Genomic DNA, 19147 nt, shown 5'->3' with positions numbered 1-19147 from the left:
GAGGACGGTTTAGGATTTCGGACCCGCTACTCGGCCTCGAGGTAGCCCCGCTGACACTCCGGACAGGCGTCGCCCCTCCGTAGCGACGATCCTTCGATGGGTTCGCTGAACCCGCAGGCTGGACAGACGTAGTCGCCGTCCGGCACACCCCCCGCGGCTGGCTGGAGATCTGTCTCCGGCGTTGCCGTCAGATCAACCGGTCCGCCGTCGGCCTCCGACTCCTGTGGCTGCTCGTCGGTCTCTTGACTACCAGGCCACTCGCCGGGCGCCCGCTCTGGCTCCCCGTCGGTGTCGAGAATCTCTGCGTCCTCCTCGGCGGGGTCCCGCTTGGAGTCGGCCGCCGGTGCGGCGGTCTCGTCAGGCTCGGCGGTCGGGTCCGGCTTCGGTTCCTCGTCCGAATCGGTCGCCCCCGTATCCTCCACAGCGGCCGGTTCTGTGTCGGCGTGCGGGTCGGCACTGAAGCCGGCCGGTCCGTCGTCGTCCGGCTCGACGATAGATGTGACCTCCTTGTTCTCGGAGACGACCCGGGTCGCCCCGCAGCGACGACACACCTCCAGTTCGCGCACCACGGTGACCACCTCGCTCCCCTGTTCGGAGCGCTCCCGGTCGACGTCTGTTTCGTCGAACGCGTGCCCGAGGAGCGAACACGTGAGTCCCATTACCGCACCCTCCCGGCGTAGCAAATAAAAGCGTACCGACGCCCCGCCGGCGCGCCGCCACGAACCATTAATGCAGGGTGCCGTCGTACCGATTGACATGCAGGCGAAGCGGGAGTTCCGTGACCGCGAGGAAACACAGGTCGCGGTGCTCGACGCGCTCGTGGACAAGCAGGCCGAGGGACTCACGGTGTTCGAACTTCGGGCCGCTGTCGACGCCCGCATCGACGACATCGAAGAAGCGCTCGCGGCACTGCAGGCAGCCGGGCTCATCCGGGTCGAACAGGCGGGCGAAACCACCCGCATCTACCCCGATGAGCAGGTCATCCCCGAAGGAGATGACCGCCCTGATCCGTCGCTGGTCGACGCCATTCGCGAGCGACTCCCCTTCTGACGGGCGCGGCGACGGACTTATTATTGCTCATTAACAATCGTTAACGATGGCGGCCGAAGGCACCAAGTCGCCGCTCCGGCGGCTACGGGAGTACTACGACGAGGCGGAGCCGACCTGTCCAGCCTGCGGCTATGTCGACCAAGCGACCGGCTGGACCGGCCGCACGGACGGCCAGCAGGTGAGCTACCGCCACAAATGTCCCAGTTGCGGGGCGGTCCAGGAGCGAGAACTCGACGTGTGCCGAGACTGAGGCCCGGACCGGCATAGCGTCGGTCGACAGCGGCTGTGCCGGCCCACACGAGTCGCTTTTGAGGCCAGGCGCCGTCCGGCCGGCCATGACCGTCATTCCGGACGTCCACGAGGCACATGGCGCGCGATTCCGCGAGGTCGACGGCCGGCGCGTCGTCGACCACTATGGCCGGCCCGAGCGGACGGGCCGGGCTGTCCGCAACGGTGTCGGCGTAATCGAGACCCGCTACGGCGTCGTTGCAGTGACCGGCAACGACCGCGTCGACTTCGTCGACAACGCTGTTTCTAACGCTGTCCCCGCAAATGACGGGCAGGGTGTATACGCACTACTGCTCGACCCGCAAGGCGGTATCGAGACGGACCTATACGTGTACAACGCTGGCGAGCGACTGCTCTGTTTCACCCCACCGGGCCATGCCGCGCCGCTCGCCGAGGAGTGGCGCGAGAAGACGTTCATCCAGGATGTCACCATCGAGGCTATCACTGCCGAACTCGGCGTCTTCGGCGTCCACGGCCCGACCGCGACCGAAAAAGTGGCGAGCGTGCTCCACGGGGGTATCGGCACGCCCGACGACCGCCTGTCGTTCGTCCGCGGATCGATGGGCGAGGCGGGTGTCAGCGTCGTCCGCACCGATGACCTCACCGGCGAGGAGGGATACGAGGTGGTGTGTGCCGCCGAGGACGCCGATGAGGTGTTCGACACGCTCCTCACCCGGGGGAACAATGCCGTCCCGTTCGGATACCGGACGTGGGAGGCGCTGACGCTGGAGGCCGGTACCCCTCTCTTCGAGACAGAACTCGAAGGGACGGTCCCAAACGTGCTGGGAGTGCGCAACGCATTGGATTTCTCCAAGGGGTGTTACGTGGGTCAGGAGGTCGTCTCGAAGATCGAAAACCAGGGTCGGCCCTCTCGACGGCTGGTCGGACTCGTCCCCGACGCGCTGCCGGACGCAGGTGCGGCCGTCCACGTCGGCGACGGCCACGTCGGGGAGGTGACCCGCGCCGCCGCGTCGCCGATTCGCGAGGAACCGCTCGCGCTCGCACTGGTTGGCTACGAGGCGGATCTCTCGGACGCTACGGTGCGGGTCGACGGCGAAGATGTCCCCGCAAACCACGAGGAATTGCCGTTCGTCGAGGGCTCCGCGCGGTCGGCGCGACTTCCCACCTACTGACCGTCTTGGACATGGTCGATCCCGCTAGCAAGGGGTCTGTGGCAGTCTACCGGACGATAGGTGCCGAGGCCGGCGGACCCCCGGCAGTGCATCGAAGACTGGCGGCTTGAGGACGCCGTCGACTGGCCGGCCCGGCCTTTTTTGGCTTCGGGAGCCGAACATATACGGGTGCCCCGAGCGAATCTCGTCGTGCAGCTGTCTGACAGCGAGTGGGCCCACGATGTCTCGACGCAGTTTCCCGATGCCGAGTTCGAGCTGATGGCCGTCGAGCCGGGCGAGCTATCGTGTTTCCAACTCGTCCGCGTGACTGCCTCCGAGCCGGAGCCGCCCGTCAAGTACATGCGTGAGGCCGCCGGTTTTCGGTCCTTCTCGCTGGTGCAGTCGGCCGACGCCACCGCAGTCGTCCGCTTCCGTGCCGAAACACCGCTGGCGCTGTTCGTGCTCGGGCGGGCGGACATCCCGTTCGAACCGCCCTTCGGCTGCCAAGACGGGGCCGGCTCGCTGCAGGTGACCGCTCCCGACCCCGCCCTTTCCGAACTGACAGACTACTTCGAGCAGTACGGCGTCGGCTTTGAGGTGGAGTCACTCACCCAAGAGATCGACCTCGAGAGCACGCTCACGCCTCGCCAGCGCGAACTTGTGTTGACCGCCGTCGAGATGGGCTACTACGACACGCCGCGCGACTGTACGCTGACGGAACTTGCAGAGGCCGTCGAGGTGGCGAAGTCGACGGCCTCGGAGACGCTCCACCGGGCCGAAGGGGCCGTGATGGAGCGGTTCGCCGGGGCTGCCCGCTCGGGATCGCTCGACTGAGCGGGGACCGGCGGCGGGGAGAGGGGAGCAGGGGACGGGTGCAGGGGGGTTGTCCCGCACGAGCGGCGGAACACGGGGGGAACGCGCTGGCAACGGGTCGTGTCCAACCGACCCATCTACTGATACGCAGGGTCGTTGGTCGTAGCTTTCCCCGAACAGGTTCGCCCACGGGTTGTGGGCGGTAGCCGTATACGCGCCCATACCGACCCCCCGTCATGGGCCTCGACGACGACGCACGCGAGTATCACGCGTCGGACCCCCCGGGTAAGGTGGAGATTTCGACGACGAAGCCGACGAACACCCAGCGTGATCTCTCGCTGGCGTACTCTCCCGGCGTCGCCGCGCCGTGTCGCGACATCGCGGAGAACCCTGCCGACGCCTACCGCTACACGACGAAGGGAAACCTCGTCGGCGTCGTCTCGAACGGGTCGGCGGTGCTCGGCCTCGGCGACATTGGCGCGCAGGCGTCCAAGCCCGTGATGGAGGGGAAGGGCGTCCTGTTCAAGCGATTCGCCGATATCGACGTCTTCGACGTGGAGCTTCAGGCCGACGATCCCGACGCCTTCTGTGATTCGGTAGCCAGGATGGAGCCGACGTTCGGCGGAATCAACCTCGAAGATATCTCTGCGCCCGCCTGCTTCGAAATCGAGGAGCGATTGCGCGAGGAGATGGACATTCCCGTGTTCCACGACGACCAGCACGGGACCGCTATCATCTCCGGAGCGGCCCTGCTCAACGCCTGCGAACTGACGGGCAAGTCGCTTGCCGACCTCGAGGTGGTCTTCTCGGGTGCCGGCGCAGCTGCCACCGCGACCGCCCGCTTCTACGCCGACCTCGGTGTCGATTCCGACAACGTGACGATGGTCGATGTCGACGGCGTCATCACGGAGGAGCGGGCGGCCGCGGGCGACCCCCATCCGTACGTCGAACCGTTCGCGAGCCAGTCCGGCGGCAATCTCGCGGACGCGATGGCGGGCGCGGACGTGTTCGTGGGGCTGTCGGTCGGTGGAATCGTCTCGCCGGAGATGGTGCAGTCGATGGCGCCCGATCCCGTCGTCTTCGCGATGGCGAACCCCGACCCAGAGATTGACCGCGAGACGGCCGCCGCCGCCCGTGAGGACCTCATCATGGCGACGGGCCGCTCTGACGACCCGAATCAGGTGAACAACGTGCTGGGGTTCCCGTTCATCTTCCGGGGGGCACTCGATGTCCGGGCAACCGAAATCAACGAGCAGATGAAGCGGGCTGCGGCGGAGGCACTTGCGGCCCTGGCGAAGGAGGACGTGCCGGACGCGGTGGTAAAGGCGTACGGCGACGAGCCGCTGCAGTTCGGCCCGGAATACCTCATTCCGAAGCCGCTGGACACACGCGTGCTGTTCGAAGTATCGGCGGCCGTCGCAGAGGCGGCCGTCGACTCCGGAGTGGCACGGGTCGAGCGGGACCTCGAGGCATACCGCGACGAACTCGAGGCGCGGCTGGGGAAGGGTCGTGAGATGATGCGTGTCGTCCTCAACAAGGCGAAGTCCGATCCCAAACGGCTGGTCTTCGCTGAAGGAAACGACCGGAAAATCCTCCGAGCGGCCTACCAGGTGGCCGACGAGGGCATCGCGGAGCCGGTACTGGTGGGTGGCCGCGAGGGCATCCGACGGACGGCCGATGAACTCGGCCTGGACTTTGCGCCTGAAGTGGTCGATCCCGCCACCGACCGGCTCGACCCGTACGCCGAGCGGCTCCACGAACTGCGTCAGCGGAAGGGTATCACCCGCAGCGAGGCGGCGACACTCATCCGCGACGGCGACTGGCTGGCAGCCACGCTCGTCGAGTTGGGCGACGCCGACGCGATGCTCACTGGCCTCACCCACCATTACCCGACCGCGCTTCGCCCGCCACTGCAGGTCATCGGCACTGCGGCGGACGCGCAGTACGCGGCGGGGGTGTACATGCTGACGTTCAAAGACCGGGTGGTCTTCTGTGCAGACACGACGGTCAACCAGGACCCTGACCCGGAGGTGCTGGAAGAGGTGACCAAGCAGACGGCGAAGCTGGCCCGGCGGTTCAACGTGGAGCCACGGGCGGCTCTACTCTCGTATTCGGATTTCGGCACTGTCGATAACGAGGGAACACGGAAGCCGCGGGCCGCCGCCGCCAGTCTGCGGGCTGATTCCGACGTGGACTTCCCCGTCGACGGGGAGATGCAGGCAGATACCGCCGTCGTTGAGGAGCTCCTGACGGAGGACTACGAGTTCTCGACGCTGGAGGGGCCGGCGAACGTGCTGGTGTTTCCGAATCTGGAGGCAGGCAACATCGCGTACAAGCTGCTCCAGCGGCTGGGGGGTGCGGAAGCGATCGGGCCGATGCTGGTGGGGATGGACAAGCCGGTGCACGTGCTTCAGCGGGGTGACGAGGTGAAAGATATCGTCAATCTGGCGAGCGTCGCCGTCGTCGACGCACAGGACGACTGATAGCCTTCACTGTCGGGGCCCGCCGCGCGGTTTTATATCCTCGCGCGGCGCCTCCGCGAGCGTGAGCTACGAGCTGGTGTTGATGACCGCGGACCACGACTCGCTTGACTCGCTGGCCGCGCGGGCACGCCGCGCCGAGCGGCTGGGGTTTGGCCGCGTATCGGCTGGCGAGACGACCGGCTGGGAGATGGTGAGCGCATTCACTGTCGTCGGCGAACGGACCGAGCGTATCGGCATCTCGACGGATGTGCTCTCGCCGTACGCGCGGGCACCGACGGTGCTGGCGCAGGCGGCGCTGACGATGCATGACGCGACGGACGGCCGGTTCCGGCTCGGGCTGGGCACGTCGTCGCCGGCCATCGCCGAAGGATGGCACGGCGAGCCGTTCGACCGGCCACTCCGCCGGCTCCGCGAGACTATCGACATCATCCGCGAGGTATACGCGGATGGCGACGTCACCTATGACGGCGAGGTGTTCGATGTTGGCGGTCTCTCGTATGACCGACCGGTCCCCGAGCAGCCGCCCGGCATCGACGTGGCCGCGCTGGGCCCGAAGGCCACAGAGCTGGTCGGCCGGTTCGCCGACGGCTGGGTCCCGCAGCTGTTCACTCCCGACGGGCTGGCCGACCGGATGGCCGACCTACGGCGGGGTGCCGATCTCGGTGACCGGTCGGTTGACGATGTCCGTGTGACGCCCATCGTCCGGACCGTATCCGACGAGGACCGTGAGCGGGCTCGCGCGCAGGCCCGCTCGATGGTCGCGTTCCTCGTGGGCGCGTACGGCCCGTTCTACGGTGACTCAGTCGCCGAGCAGGGCTATCCCGAGGTGGTCGAGGAGATCCGGACCGCTTGGGAGGAGGACCGCGACACGGAGGCGATGGCCGCTGCGCTCCCGGATGAGCTGCTCGATCAGCTCGCCGCCGCTGGCACCCCTGAGGACGTGCGTGAGCGACTTGAGCGTCACCGGTCGGTCGACGGTGTCGACGCCATCCGGGTTGGATTCGCGAGCGGAATGAACGCCGCCCAGAAGGAGGCGATCATGGAGGCAGTCGCGCCGCTACTGTGAGGTGAGCCGCTCGTAGGTCGCCTCAATTCGCGCCCAGTTCGCGTCGACGACGAACGGAAGCGCGAACAGTACGGCCACCAGCAGCAACGAGAAGACGTCACCCGGCAAGCCGAACGAGGGGACGGTACTTCCAATGAACGCGCCGGTGTGCGAGCCGGCGATGACGAATGGTAGCTGGCGGACGCTGCGGCGGCGTCGGTCAGACTCCGGGACGGTTGAGCCGGCCGCGCCCGATTCTCTGGTGTCGCTGGTCATACCTTGCCTGCGGTCGTCACCGGCAGGTAGCTGTCGGCCCTGCCGCCCCCTGCTTCGGGTCGAGCGCGGTTCTACAGAGAAAGCAAGGCGAGTGCCTCGGGGCGTGACCCCGAGGCGGTTCACAAACGACGAATCCCCACCGCAGATGCGGTAGCTCTTCCGACCCGAAGAACGCCGCTTCCGCTCGAAATCAAGCGATTCAATCGCTCAAACACCACTCCACACTGCCCCTGTCACTAAACCTACCGGTGCACGCCTGGGCAGACCATCCCCGCGTGCTGATGGCAGAGAATCGCCGGCAGACGGTCGACCATTCCGACCGAGATGGCCCGTTTGCGGCCGTTCTGGGCAGAATTCGACGATCGTTGAATAAGGATTTACACTTCGTCGTTCCGTAGACTGTAGTAGGATGACGACGCTGGACCGGCTGTCCTCGCGGACGGCAAAACTGGTGTATCTGTACCTGACCGAGCGTGGCGCGGCAACGGCCGACGAGCTGTCGAGCGCGCTGGACGAACGACAGCTGACGCTGTTGCCCATCCTCGAGACGTTAGAGAGCGAGGGGCTCGTGCAGAAGGACGGCGGTCGGTACCGCCCGGCCTGATATCCGTCCCGCGCTACAGCGTGCGGTAACCTCCCGTAGGGTCCGGCAAACGACCTGCGGAGGCGTCGTACGGGGTCGTCTCTACCGCTCTAGATATCCGTGAGAGCGGAACCCCCCGTTTTTGAGCGTCGCCGTCGTGGCGGCTGTATGCGCGCTGCCGTCCTCCGCGAGTACGGCGAACCGCTCGACGTGACGGACCGGCCGACGCCGGAGCCGGCCGCCGACGGCGCTATTGTAACCGTCGACGCCTGCGGCATCTGCCGGTCGGACTGGCACGCCTGGCAGGGCCACGGCGAATGGGCCGACGACCAGGCACCTCTCGATTACGTGCTCGGCCATGAGCCGGCCGGCCGGGTCGCAGCGGTTGGCCCGGATATCGAGCGAATCCGAGAAGGCGACCGGGTCGTCGTCCCGTTCAACCTCGGCTGTGGGGTCTGTCGGGCCTGTCAGTCGGGCCACGGCAATACCTGCAGCGACGGGCTGGCGCTCGGCTTCGAGCGGGCGGCCCCCGGTGCGTTCGCCGAGCAGGTGGCCGTGCCGGCTGCCGACTACAACCTCCAGCGGCTCCCGTCGGACGTGTCGGCCCGCGACATGGCTGCGGTCGGCTGCCGGTACATGACGGCGTTTCACGCGCTAGCCGACCGCGCGGCCGTCGGCGGTGGCGACTGGGTGGCCGTCCACGGCTGTGGCGGCGTGGGGCTGTCGGCCGTCCAGATTGCTGCCGCGCTGGGCGCTCGACCGGTCGCCGTCGACGTTGACGAGTCGGCACTCGCACGGGCGGCCGACGCGGGCGCCGAGGCCACGGTCGACGCGACAGCTGATCCTGTCGGTGCGATTCGTGACCTGACTGACGGCGGCGCCGACGTGAGCATAGATGCACTCGGTCGCCAGGAGACGGCTCGCAACTCCGTACGCTGTCTCCGTGCCCGGGGCACCCATATCCAGGTTGGACTGACGACCGACGCCGAGCAAGGGCAGGTGTCGCTGCCGACCGACTGGATGACCCGCTGGGAGATTGATTGGCTCGGCTCGCGGGGGATGCCGCCGACCCGCTTTCCGGACCTGCTCGGGCTCGTCGAGAGCGGCCGGCTCGACCCCGGAGCACTCGTCGGCCGCGAGGTGGGTCTCGAGGCGGTCTCCGACCGGCTCGCGGCAATGACCGACTACGAGACGGACGGCATCGAGGTGCTGCGGCCCTGACATCAGCTTGTTTACAGATATTCAGTTCTCCAAACGTTGAGGGACGGCCCGCGCCTGTGTAGGAACGATGAGCTTCGACGATGTTGACGACGTCCTTGAGGAACTCGCAGGACTGCCGAGCTTCCACCACCCGACTGTGTCGCCGGACGGGTCGACGGTGGCCGTCTACTACGATGGCTCCGGCCGTAACGAACTCCACCTCATCGACACGGATACCGGCGAGTCCCGGCAGGTCACGGACGGCGAGGTGCCGCGGAACGCCCGCTGGTATCTGAAATGGGGGACTGACGACGAGGTCTTCTTCCACATGGACGAGGGGGGCAACGAGCAGAACGACATCCACGTCGTTGACCGTGAGGGGACGACCCAGCCTGTCGTCAAGCAGGAGGGCCAGAACGCCCTCCAGGCGGTGAGCGACGACGGCCGTGTTCTCTACTTCGGTTCCTCGCGGGACGGCCAGATGAACATCTACCGGCACGACCGTGACGCCGGCGAGACGACGAAGCTCACGGACTACGAGCGGGCCGCCGGCTCCGCGACGCTGTCGCCCGACGGCGACCGGGTCGCCTTCGCGACGAACGAGGCGGACGACTACGAGAATCAGGATGTCTACGTGATGGCTGCCGACGGCTCGAATCCCCGGAACCTCGAAATCGGCGAGACGGGCGCGGAGGCCTCGCCCGTCGACTTCGGCCCCGAGGGGGACCGACTGCTCGTCGCCGACAACTCGACTGACCTCGGTCGCACCGGTGTCTACGAGTTTGCCACCGACGAGGTGACCTGGTACGGGAGCGACGCCGAGGAGTCGCCAGTCGGCTTCCTCGCGGACGGCGAGCGGTTCCTCGTCCATCGGACTCGTGACGCCGCTGTCATCCCGGTCGTCTACGACTTGGACGGCCAGGCTCGCGAACTCGATCTGCCGACTGGGGTGGGGTCGTTCTCGACGACCGGCAAAAGCCAGATCGACGACGACCGCCTGCTCGTCAGCCACACCACCCCGAGCACGCGCCCGTCGCTGCTGGCGTACGATCTTGCCGACGACACGACGGAGACGCTGCTTGACGCCGAGTACGGCCCCTTCTCGCCGGAGGCGTTCGCCGACGCCGACTTCTTCACCTTCGAGTCGGACGGCGTCCCAGAGACACGCCAGGCGGCCGTCGAGCACGACCCCTACGAGACGCTCGAGATCGAGGCGCTGCTGTACGACTCCGGCGAGCGGCCCTCTCCACTGGTCGTCAACCCGCACGGCGGCCCGCGGGCGGCCGACCACCGTAACTTCGACCTGTACACGCAGTTTCTTGTCTCGCGTGGCTTCTCCGTGCTGAATGTGAACTACCGCGGCTCGACTGGCCGCGGTCGCGAGTTCGTCGAGCAGATCTACGACGACTGGGGCGGCGCCGAACAGGGCGATGTCGCCATCGGCGCCGAGCGGGCCCTCGCCGACTACGACTTCCTCGACCCAGAGCGGGTCGTCGTCTTCGGCGGCTCCTACGGCGGTTACTCCGCCTACTGGCAGACCGTCCAGTACCCCGACCTGTATGCCGCCGGCATCGCGTGGATCGGCCTGACCGACCTCGAGCGGATGTTCGAGACGACGATGCCGCACTTCCGCACCGAACTGATGGAGAAGAACCTGGGCACACCCGATGAGAACCCCGAACTGTACCGCGAGCGCTCCCCCATCGAGTACGCCGAGAACCTCTCGTGTCCCCTGCTGATGGTCCACGGTGTCAACGACCGGCGGGTTCCCGTCGAGCAGGCGCGTATCTACGACGACCGTCTCCAGGAGCTGGGCTACGAGCGCGGCGAGACGGGCGACTACGAACTGGTGGAACTCGGCGAGGAGGGCCACGCCTCCTCCGATATCGACCAGAAAATCCGGCTGTTCCGTATCCTCGATGACTTCCTCGCTCGCCGCGTCGGGCCGAGTGCCGAGGCGACGGCCGACGACTGACCGGGTGCCGAACGGAAGGTCGATACGGGTGGGCGCCGAGATGTGGGCCAGATGACCCGGACGCTGCTCGTCGCCGGCACCGCCAGCCACGTCGGCAAGAGCACGGTCGCTGCTGGCCTCTGTCGACTACTCGCCGACCGCGGACTCGATGTCGCGCCGTTCAAGGCCCAGAACATGTCGAACAACGCTCGGGCCGTCATCGCGAGTGTCGATGAGGCACCGTACGGTGAGGTTGGCGTCTCCCAGTATGTGCAGGCGCGAGCCGCTCGGACCACCCCTGTCACCGACCACAATCCCGTCCTGTTGAAGCCGCGGGGTGACGGCGAAAGTCAGCTGGTCGTGAACGGCCGTCCGGTCGCGAACGTCTCCTCTGAGTCGTACTACGAGGACCACTGGACGGCGGCCCGCGAGGCGGCCGCCGCCGCCCACAATCGGCTTGCCCGCGAGGCGGACATCGTCGTCGCGGAGGGGGCCGGCTCGACGGCGGAGCCGAACCTGCTTCACCGCGATCTGGCGAACGTGGAGACCGCCCGCTTCGCCGACGACCCGGAGGACAGCGACTGCGCGATCCTGCTGGTCGCCGACATCGAGCGTGGCGGTGTCTTCGCACACGTCGTCGGTACGCTGGAGCTGATGCCCGACGACCTCCGCGAGCAGGTGGCGGGCGTCCTTATCACCAAGTTTCGCGGTTCACGGGACGTACTCGCGCCTGGCATCGAGACGCTCGAGGCCCGGACCGGCGTGCCTGTCGTGGGCATACTCCCGTACGATGATCCTGGGCTCCCCGAGGAGGATAGCCTCGCACTCCCCGACCGCGAGGAGCGGGCCGTCCGCGGCGCCGACGACCCTGCGGTGACCGTCGGGGTCGTCCGGTTGCCGCGGGTCTCGAACGCGACGGACGTGGAACCGCTGGCCGCCGAACCGGGCGTCGCGGTGGCGTATCTCCCGCCCGAGGCCCCGCTCGATGTCGACGCGCTCGTCCTCCCCGGTACGAAAAACACTGTCGACGACCTGCTGGCGCTTCGCGAAGCGGACTTTGGCGAGCGACTCGCCAGCTTCGAGGGGCCCATCGTCGGCGTCTGTGGCGGCTATCAGCTCCTCGGCGAGCGGCTGTTGAACGCCGATGTCGAGGGAACTGGCGAGGTCGAGACGCTTGCGGGCTTCGGCCGACTTCCCGTCGAGACGCGTTTCTCGCCGGCCAAGCGGGTCGCCGAGACGACCGTCACGGTCGACGGGACCGGTCCGCTCGCGGGTGCGACGGGGACTGCAACCGGCTACGAGATACACATGGGAGAGACACGAGCACTCGCGGATGTTGCTCGCCCGCTGGGTCCCGATAGCGCGGCCGTCGACGACACCCTCGGCACCTATCTTCATGGGCTCTTCGAGAACGAGAACATCCGGACGGCGTTCCTCGACCGGGCCTTCGCAGCTGCGGGCGTCGCCCGGCCGACAGCCGATTCAGCCGCCCGCAACCCCTACGACGCGGCTGCGCGGCTCGTCGGTGAACACACCGACCTTGGGCCACTCGGGCTTTAGTCATCGGCCGGTGTCGCGGCCACCGCGGGCCGGCTCTCGGTGACGGCGGCCGCAACCAGCGCTGCCGCCCCAAGCGCGAGTGCGCTGGCCGCGACGAACGCGACCGGGTAGCCGAAGAACGTCGCTACACCGCCGACGAACAGCGGCCCGATAACACCCCCCATCGCCCGCGAGGTAGAGGCCAGCCCCATCAGCTCCGACTCGCGATCTTCGGGAGCGACATCGCCGACGAACGCGACCGCGCCAGTCCACATCGCCGAGAAAGCTACCGCGAGCAATACGTACGCGACCGCGACGACGGCCGCCACGGCTAGCCGCCCGGTCGCCGCGACGGCTGCCGCCGCCACGAGTCCGAACGCCGCTGATCCCGCCATTCCCCAGACGACGAGCGGTTTTCGCCCCGCCTCGTCGACGAGCCCGCCCAGATAGTACATCAGAGCAGTCTGGGAGACGGGGTTGAACGCGAGCAGGATACCCATCCATGCCTCGGGAAGCGCGAGTGTCTGGACGATGTAGACGGGCATCAGTGCGCCGACGCCCGAGACGGTCGATTGGCGGGCCGTGAGGCCGACATAGAGCCAGCCGAGCCCGTTCGTCGTAAGGTGGCTCCGCTCGCCGGCCGGCGGGAGCAGCCGCCGGCGTACCTCGGTCCGTAGCCGGTCGGCCTCTGGGTCGGGGTCGTAGTCGCCGGTATCGAGCGCGGCGACACAGCCGGTCGCCACCAGCGAGACGGCCGCAACCACCAGATACAATTCTGAGGGCGCGAGCGCACCGAGCAGGATGCCCGCGGCGAACTGGCCGCCGCCGGCGCCGGCCGCGACGAAGCTGTTGAGACTACCGACGGCCTGTCCGCGGCCGCCGGCGCCGCCCCGCTCGCTCGCTACCGTCAACATTAACGGCATGAACCCAGCGGTGAAGACGGCGTACAGGGCTCGCACGCCCACCGGGACGGCCGCTCCCGGCACTGCCACCGGACCGACCTGGATGGCTCCCTCGAAGGTTGGCACCGCGAGCAGCAGCAGGACAGCTGCCGTCGCCCCCAGGCCGGTGCCGACGAGGATAGCTCGCCGGCGACCGGTCACGTCTGCCAGCGCCCCCCAGATGGGCGCGAAGATAATCATCCCGATGGAGAAAGCCGTCGCTAGCAGGCTGACGGCAAACGGCGACCCGGTCCGGCCGACGTAGACGGTCAGTGCCGTCCCGAGGAGTGCGCCGCCGAGGATGCGCGCCACTGCGGCCGCGCCCATGACGACCGTCCCGGTATCTGGGCGGGGGAAACGAGACACACCGGCTCTCGTCGACTGGGGGGTGAGAAGGCTTCGATTCGTGGTCGGGTTACGCTTCTGTCACCGGAATCTCGACACGGTCTGGTGGCGCCTCGACGACGGTGACCGATGGGTCGGTCGCCGGCTCCGTCCGATCTTCATCGGTCACCTCACCACCGTCGGTCAGCAGCGTGGGACACGGGTTCGCGAGCGCGCCGGCGATGTAGCCGCCGGCCGCGCCAAAGCCGGCTCCGAGGCCGGCACTCACTGGCCCGCTCTTCGCGCCCAGCGTCGCTCCGATGCTCGCGCCGACCGAGGCGGCCTGCCTCTCGACGTTGAACAGCGTACAGCCCATGTTCATCTGTCACTACGGGGTGCACCCGCAAGTGTCCACGGGTCGGCGAAAATTAATCCCGGCCGAGCAGGACGTACAGCACGATACCCAGCAGCGGCGCGAGAAAGACGACGAGCGCCCACAGCCACGCGGGCTGGTCGCTGTTCTCCTTGGCGTCGCGGTAGGTCCACACAATGGCGGCGATTAGGAGGAGGAAACTGAGCAGCCCGACGAGCAGCGGGCCGGCCCCATCTGGAGCGGTGTGTGCATACACCGGCCACGTCGGGACCGTGCAAAGCCATTGTGGCTTCGCTCAGCCGACGTCCGACCCCGGCTCCGGCGCCCACAGTGCGAGGATAGCGCCGACGGCAGCCACGCCGGCGGCCAGCAGGAACGCGGGCTGGTAGCCGGCCGTCTCGATGACAGCGCCGCCGACGATGGGGGCGACGAACGCGCCTGCCAACCCAACGGCCGTCTGGAATGCGACAGCCGTCGCGGCGACGGCCGGGTCAACCAACTCGCGCACGTACGCGAACGCGAGCCCGAGCGTGAGTTGGACGGCTACCCCCGCTAGCAGCAGCGCGCCTACGAGTACAGCCACCGTCTGCGCACGGGCGAACACGAGCGTCAGCGGTGCGGCCGCGAGAAAGGAGCCGAGTACGACCGGCCGACGGCGGCCGCCGAAGATACGATCGGAGACAGCGCCGCCGCTTACCCGCGAGAGGATACCCACCGCCGGGAACAGCGCGACGAGCGCGCCACTGGTCGTCAACGAGAGGCCGACAGACTCCGTGAGGTAGGTTGGCCCCCAGCTGTTGACGAACAGGTACAGTGCGTAGCCGAGGAAGCCCAGCGAGCCGACCAGCCACACTGACCGGCTCCGGAGTACGCCGCCGAACGCGGCTAGTGAGGGTGCGCCGCCGGCGGCGACGCGCCCCAATCCACGGCTGGCCGGCCAGAAGGCAACCAGTCCCAGCGCCGCAACACCGGTAAAGACGGGGAATACCGCCGGCCAGCCAGCGGCCGCGGCGATACGGGGCCCCGCCGCCTGTCCGAGGGCGAACCCGACGGGACCGCTGGCGGTGAAGGTCCCGACAGCGGTGGCGCGGTACTCCGCGGGGGTGGCCTCACTGGTCACCTCGATACCAGCGTTCCAGACGACAACGTATGCCAGCCCGCCGAGGACCCGCGAGGCCAGCAGCGACCGGAAGGCGCCGGCCGTGCCGGCGACGTAGCCCCACGCACCCGCCAGCAGGACCCCGCCGACGGCGATGGCGACGGCCCGCCGGGAGTCGACCCGGTCGAGGACGAAACCAACCGGCAGACTCGCGATGACGGCTGTCCCGAACATGACGCTCACGAGCAGGCCGGCACCGGATGCGGAGACGCCGAGCGTCTCGCGGATGAGTGGTGTCACGCCCGCGGGCGCAATCTCGTAGGCACCCAGTCCGGCCGAAATGAGCGCGCCCCCGGCGACGAGCGCGCCTACGCGCGCCCGACTGCGTTCGGTCACGCCGGTAGCAGGGGGGTGGCTGGTATGAACCTGTCTACTCGCCGCGCTCACTCGGTGGTCGTGACGCCGGTAAAGTCGAAGCGGGCGCCACCTTCGGCGGCTGCTCCAGCGGTGACTGTCCATCCGTGGGCCTCCGCAATCCGTTGGACGATACTGAGCCCGAATCCGGTGCCATCCTCGGCGGTCGACTGGCCACGCTTGAACACCGTCTCGTGCCACTCGTCGGGGATGCCCGGTCCGTCATCGGCGACATAGAACCCCCGGTCGGTCGCGCCGACGGTGACGGTCACATCTGGGCCGGCGTGCTCGATACTGTTCGAGAGGACGTTCGACAGCAGCCGACGCAGCCGGCCTGGGTCGGCCTCGACGGTCGGCAATGCTCTTACCTCAAGGGTAGCCGCGTCGGTCGCCAGGTCGCGCCAGACCGTCTCGACGAGCGCGGCCAGGTCGACCGGCTCCGTCTCGCCGATGGCTTTCCCCTGGCGAGCCAGCGCCAGCGTGTCCGCGACCAGCGCCTCCGTCCGCTCGATGGCGTCGGCGGCGATGTCCAGCGACTCCGTGGCCTCTCCGCAGGTGCACGCCTCCGCCGCGAGGTCGACCCGTCCGGCCGCGACCGACAGCGGCGTCTGGAGGTCATGCGAGAGCGTGCTGGCGAACTCTTCGAGCCGGTCGCGTTCGCGCTCCAGCAGTTGTTGACTCTGCCGTTCAGCGAGCAGTCGGCTCACCCACTGGCCCATCAACTCGACGAGTGTCTTCTCCCAACCGGTAAACGACTCGACGCGGGCTTCCTCGTCGAGGAAGCAGAGCGTCCCGTACAGCTGTCCGTCGACGAACAGCGGCGTCCCAATGTAGCAGTTCATCCCTACCTCCGTGTGGATTGGGAGCTCGCGCCAGTCGTCTTGCTCGTCCATCGCCGCGACGCTCGTCGTCTCCTCCTCGCGGATAGTGAACACACAGCCCGTCTCTTCGACATCGAACACCGCTCCCGGCCTGACAGTCTCGCGGTCCGAGCGGACGAACTCCATCTCGTAGCGGTCTCTAGTCACGTTCGCGACGACGCCATGCGTCGCGCCCAGCGTCTCCCGGCCCAGGTCGAGCACCGCCTCGATTGTCTCCGCCAGCGGACGGTCGGTCGCGACTTCCCGGTGGAGCCGGCGGAGCGTCGCCTCCCGTCGCTCGGTCTGCTCGCGGGCCCGCCGGCGCTCGAGTTCGTGGCCGAGCGTCTGTGCGACCAGCTCCACGAACGAGCGGTCGCGGTCGGTGAACTCGGTAGTCGGTGCCGGGTCGACGAAACAGACGGTGCCGTACGTCTCGCCGTCGACGCGCACCTCTGTCCCGAGGTACGACTCCCGATCCCACCGCTCGGCGACATCGCTCCACTCGGAGTTGCTCGTCTCATGGACCGCCAGCAGGCCGTCGCCGACCACCGCCCGACAGAACGTCTCCGAGAGATCGCTGACATCCCCCTCAAGGCTGTCGTCTGCCGTCGTTACGACCGTCTCGTGGCGGTCTTGCTCCGGGTCGACCCGAATGAGCTTCCCTTCCGCGAGCCCAAGCCGCTCGCGGCCGATATCGAGCAGCCGACGGGCCGTCTCTTCGGCATCCGGCTCCGGGTCCGTTGCAATCTCGTAGAGTCGCTCGCGGACCTGCTCGTCGGCGTACCGCTCGGAGATGTCCCGAACAACGCCGGTAGTTCCACGGAACTCTTCTTCGAATGGGAGGAGGCTGAGGTGGTCCTCACAGGGGATCGTCGTGCCGTCGGCTCGCTTCATGCGCATCTCGACGGTCGTACGCTGCTGGCCCGTCGAGAGCAGCTCTGCCACCCGCTGCTCGAGCCGCTCGGTCTCGCCATCGGCTAAATACGCCGAGACGTGTGTGCCAAGCAGCGTCTCGCGGTCGGTACCGAGCAGCGCCGCCAGCGGCTCGCTGACGAACTCGAAGTGGCCCTCGGTGTCGACCACGTACATCGGATCGCCAACGGAGTCAACGACGGTCTCGTACTGTTCGAGCCGACGGCGGGTCTCGGCGGCGGTGATGGCTGCCGCGACTGTGTCGGCAAGCTCCGTCAGCACGGCCTGTTCTTCGTCGTCGAACGCCGCCGGTCGGTCGGCGTATACCGGTATGATGCCGTACAGCTGGTCGTTGTCGACCAGCGGTAGCACCATCAGCGACTCGATGCCGTACTGGTCGGTCAACTCGCGCCATGCGTCGAGCGCGGGGTCGGCCCCTGCCTCGTTGATAACCTGCGGCTCGCGGCTTCGCACGGCCTGTCCACCCGGACCGCGGCCCCGTGGGGTGTCGTCAAATCGGACGGTCAGCTCCTCAACGTAGCCGACGCCGTCACCGCCCGCTGCGACCGGCTCGACGACGCCCGTCGTCTCGTCAGGGATGCCGACCCACGCGAGCGTATACGGGTCGGCGTCGGTGAGCGTCTCGCAGACGACCCGCTGTATCTCCTCGCGCGTCTCGGCCTGCACGAGCTCCGTCTGCACCTCGCGGATGAGCTCGTTGATACGGGCAAGCTCGGTAGCGCGCTGTTCGGCGCTCGCGCGCACGACTGCGTTGCGGATGCGGTTGGCAAGCACCTCGTACTGGTCGGCGCCGCCGGACTTCTGGAGGTAGTCGGTGACGCCCGCCGAGAGCGCCTCGCTGGCGATCTCTTCGCTGCCTTTCCCCGTGAACAGGATGAACGGGAGCTCGGCGTGCCGTTCGCGGACGCGTCGAAAGAACGTGAGCCCATCACAGCTGGGCATCTCGTAGTCGGAGACGATACAGTCGACCGACTCGGCCGCAAGCTGCTCTAACCCCGACTCTGCGTCCGCGGCCGTCACCGTCCGGAACGCGTCGTCGAGCCGCTCGAGGTACGTCGCCGTCAGGTCCCGCTGGTTCGCCTCGTCGTCAACGACCAAGACGGTCGTCTCGCTCATGGTCGGTCCATCCCCCGTTCCCGTCGAAATCGGCGGAGCGAGGACTTATTTTTTGGCACCGTGACCGCCGGGTCGCTTAGACGACCTGCTCGTCGCCTGGCGCGAGATGCGGTCGGTTCCCCCCGAACAATTTATCGAACGTCGCGCCGAGCAGGTAGCCGTACAGCAGGTGGCCGAGGAAGGTCGCCACCAGATACAGCACGAGCCGGCCGCCGGTGAACCCGTCGTACCACGCGAGTGCGAAGCCAGTCCAGATGGCTGCGCCGAGGAACAGCCCCCGGGTAGCGTACCGTTCGCCGGGGAAGAACGTCCCAATAGACGCGAGCACCAGCGGCCAGGTCACCATCGCACCCAGCACGAAGACGACATAGCCGAGCAGTTGGGCTGTTGCCGGCGAGAAGTCCACCGCCAGCCGGAGAACGTCGGCCAGCTGGCGGAACTCCGTCAGGCTGAACGCTCCGACCTGACTGAGTAGCATGAAGATGATGGTGAGCGGGCCAACACCGATGAGCCCGCCGAGTGCCCCCACGAGTCCATCTTCGATCAGCTCGCGCAGTGGGAGCTCCGCCGGCGATTCGTGGCTCTCGGCGTTCGCATCAACCTCCGCATCAGCCATGGTAGCATGGTACGTGATTCGGGCGTAAATATCTCTCGCGGTCGGTCGAGCGGAGCTCACGAGAGACGCCGAGAGACCGGCCCAGAACCGCCGGATAGGTTGACTCACGACAGTAGCGAGCCGATCAT

At 67.7% G+C, this 19147-nt stretch carries 18 protein-coding genes; 10 read left to right on the top strand and 8 right to left on the bottom strand.

Features of this window, described 5'->3' with window-relative positions; genetic code table 11:
- Positions 1-26: 26 nt before the first annotated feature.
- The gene (locus tag ABEJ63_RS06145) at positions 27-659 is read right to left on the bottom strand and encodes a hypothetical protein (protein ID WP_375795478.1); all 633 of its coding nucleotides are present in this window, start codon (positions 657-659) and stop codon (positions 27-29) included.
- A gap of 97 nt (positions 660-756) precedes the next feature.
- On the opposite strand from ABEJ63_RS06145, the gene ABEJ63_RS06140 reads away from it, so the two are divergent.
- The 6 genes from ABEJ63_RS06140 to ABEJ63_RS06115 all read left to right on the top strand — a co-directional run bounded on the left by ABEJ63_RS06140 (position 757) and on the right by ABEJ63_RS06115 (position 6812).
- On the top strand, positions 757-1050 hold the full coding sequence (locus ABEJ63_RS06140) for a DUF6432 family protein (protein ID WP_375795477.1): 294 nt from the start codon (positions 757-759) through the stop codon (positions 1048-1050).
- Between the two features lie 46 nt (positions 1051-1096).
- Complete coding sequence (locus ABEJ63_RS06135) at positions 1097-1300, top strand: HVO_0649 family zinc finger protein (protein WP_375795476.1); 204 nt, start codon at positions 1097-1099, stop codon at positions 1298-1300.
- A gap of 85 nt (positions 1301-1385) precedes the next feature.
- On the top strand, positions 1386-2471 hold the full coding sequence (locus tag ABEJ63_RS06130) for an aminomethyltransferase family protein (RefSeq protein WP_375795475.1): 1086 nt from the start codon (positions 1386-1388) through the stop codon (positions 2469-2471).
- A gap of 189 nt (positions 2472-2660) precedes the next feature.
- A complete protein-coding gene (locus ABEJ63_RS06125) occupies positions 2661-3284 on the top strand; it encodes a helix-turn-helix domain-containing protein (RefSeq protein ID WP_375795474.1) in 624 nt (207 codons plus the stop codon).
- Positions 3285-3499: 215 nt separating this feature from the next.
- Positions 3500-5746, top strand: coding sequence for an NADP-dependent malic enzyme (locus ABEJ63_RS06120; RefSeq protein WP_375795473.1), 2247 nt, complete (start codon positions 3500-3502; stop codon positions 5744-5746).
- An 82-nt stretch (positions 5747-5828) separates the two neighbouring features.
- Positions 5829-6812, top strand: a complete 984-nt coding sequence (locus ABEJ63_RS06115) for a TIGR04024 family LLM class F420-dependent oxidoreductase (protein ID WP_375795616.1) — start codon at positions 5829-5831, stop codon at positions 6810-6812.
- Here ABEJ63_RS06115 and ABEJ63_RS06110 read toward each other — a convergent pair.
- Positions 6804-7067 carry a hypothetical protein gene (locus tag ABEJ63_RS06110; protein ID WP_375795472.1) on the bottom strand — a complete coding sequence of 88 codons (264 nt, stop codon included), beginning with the start codon at positions 7065-7067 and terminating at the stop codon, positions 6804-6806. The genes ABEJ63_RS06115 and ABEJ63_RS06110 overlap by 9 nt on opposite strands.
- 409 nt (positions 7068-7476) lie before the next feature.
- Between ABEJ63_RS06110 and ABEJ63_RS06105 the strand changes: the two genes are divergently transcribed.
- The 4 genes from ABEJ63_RS06105 (at position 7477) to ABEJ63_RS06090 (ending at position 12364) form a co-directional block, all read left to right on the top strand.
- Positions 7477-7671, top strand: coding sequence for a helix-turn-helix domain-containing protein (locus ABEJ63_RS06105; protein ID WP_375795471.1), 195 nt, complete (start codon positions 7477-7479; stop codon positions 7669-7671).
- 147 nt (positions 7672-7818) lie between these two features.
- Positions 7819-8871, top strand: a complete 1053-nt coding sequence (locus ABEJ63_RS06100; protein ID WP_375795470.1) for a zinc-binding dehydrogenase — start codon at positions 7819-7821, stop codon at positions 8869-8871.
- 67 nt (positions 8872-8938) lie between these two features.
- Positions 8939-10825: a S9 family peptidase gene (locus tag ABEJ63_RS06095; RefSeq protein ID WP_375795469.1), complete on the top strand. Its 1887-nt coding sequence runs from the start codon at positions 8939-8941 to the stop codon at positions 10823-10825.
- Positions 10826-10876: 51 nt separating this feature from the next.
- Complete coding sequence (locus ABEJ63_RS06090) at positions 10877-12364, top strand: cobyric acid synthase (RefSeq protein ID WP_375795468.1); 1488 nt, start codon at positions 10877-10879, stop codon at positions 12362-12364.
- On the opposite strand, the gene ABEJ63_RS06085 is transcribed toward ABEJ63_RS06090, so the two are convergent.
- The 6 genes from ABEJ63_RS06085 to ABEJ63_RS06060 form a co-directional block, all read right to left on the bottom strand.
- Positions 12361-13650: an MFS transporter gene (locus ABEJ63_RS06085; protein WP_375795467.1), complete on the bottom strand. Its 1290-nt coding sequence runs from the start codon at positions 13648-13650 to the stop codon at positions 12361-12363. The two genes, ABEJ63_RS06090 and ABEJ63_RS06085, sit on opposite strands and share 4 nt — an antisense overlap.
- Before the next feature lie 49 nt (positions 13651-13699).
- The gene (locus ABEJ63_RS06080) at positions 13700-13984 is read right to left on the bottom strand and encodes a hypothetical protein (RefSeq protein ID WP_375795466.1); all 285 of its coding nucleotides are present in this window, start codon (positions 13982-13984) and stop codon (positions 13700-13702) included.
- 52 nt (positions 13985-14036) lie between these two features.
- The gene (locus ABEJ63_RS06075; protein ID WP_375795465.1) at positions 14037-14237 is read right to left on the bottom strand and encodes a PLD nuclease N-terminal domain-containing protein; all 201 of its coding nucleotides are present in this window, start codon (positions 14235-14237) and stop codon (positions 14037-14039) included.
- A gap of 39 nt (positions 14238-14276) precedes the next feature.
- The gene (locus ABEJ63_RS06070) at positions 14277-15476 is read right to left on the bottom strand and encodes an MFS transporter (RefSeq protein ID WP_375795464.1); all 1200 of its coding nucleotides are present in this window, start codon (positions 15474-15476) and stop codon (positions 14277-14279) included.
- A 47-nt stretch (positions 15477-15523) separates the two neighbouring features.
- Positions 15524-18403, bottom strand: a complete 2880-nt coding sequence (locus ABEJ63_RS06065; protein WP_375795463.1) for a GAF domain-containing protein — start codon at positions 18401-18403, stop codon at positions 15524-15526.
- Between the two features lie 76 nt (positions 18404-18479).
- Positions 18480-19019, bottom strand: coding sequence for a DUF6789 family protein (locus ABEJ63_RS06060; RefSeq protein ID WP_375795462.1), 540 nt, complete (start codon positions 19017-19019; stop codon positions 18480-18482).
- Positions 19020-19147: the final 128 nt, after the last annotated feature.

It is taken from the genome of Halosegnis sp. (genome assembly GCF_042216475.1).
Taxonomy (GTDB): Archaea; Halobacteriota; Halobacteria; order Halobacteriales; family Haloarculaceae; genus Halosegnis.
The sequence above is the reverse complement of the archived record's forward strand: the minus strand, read 5'-3'. Positions and strand labels throughout refer to the sequence as shown.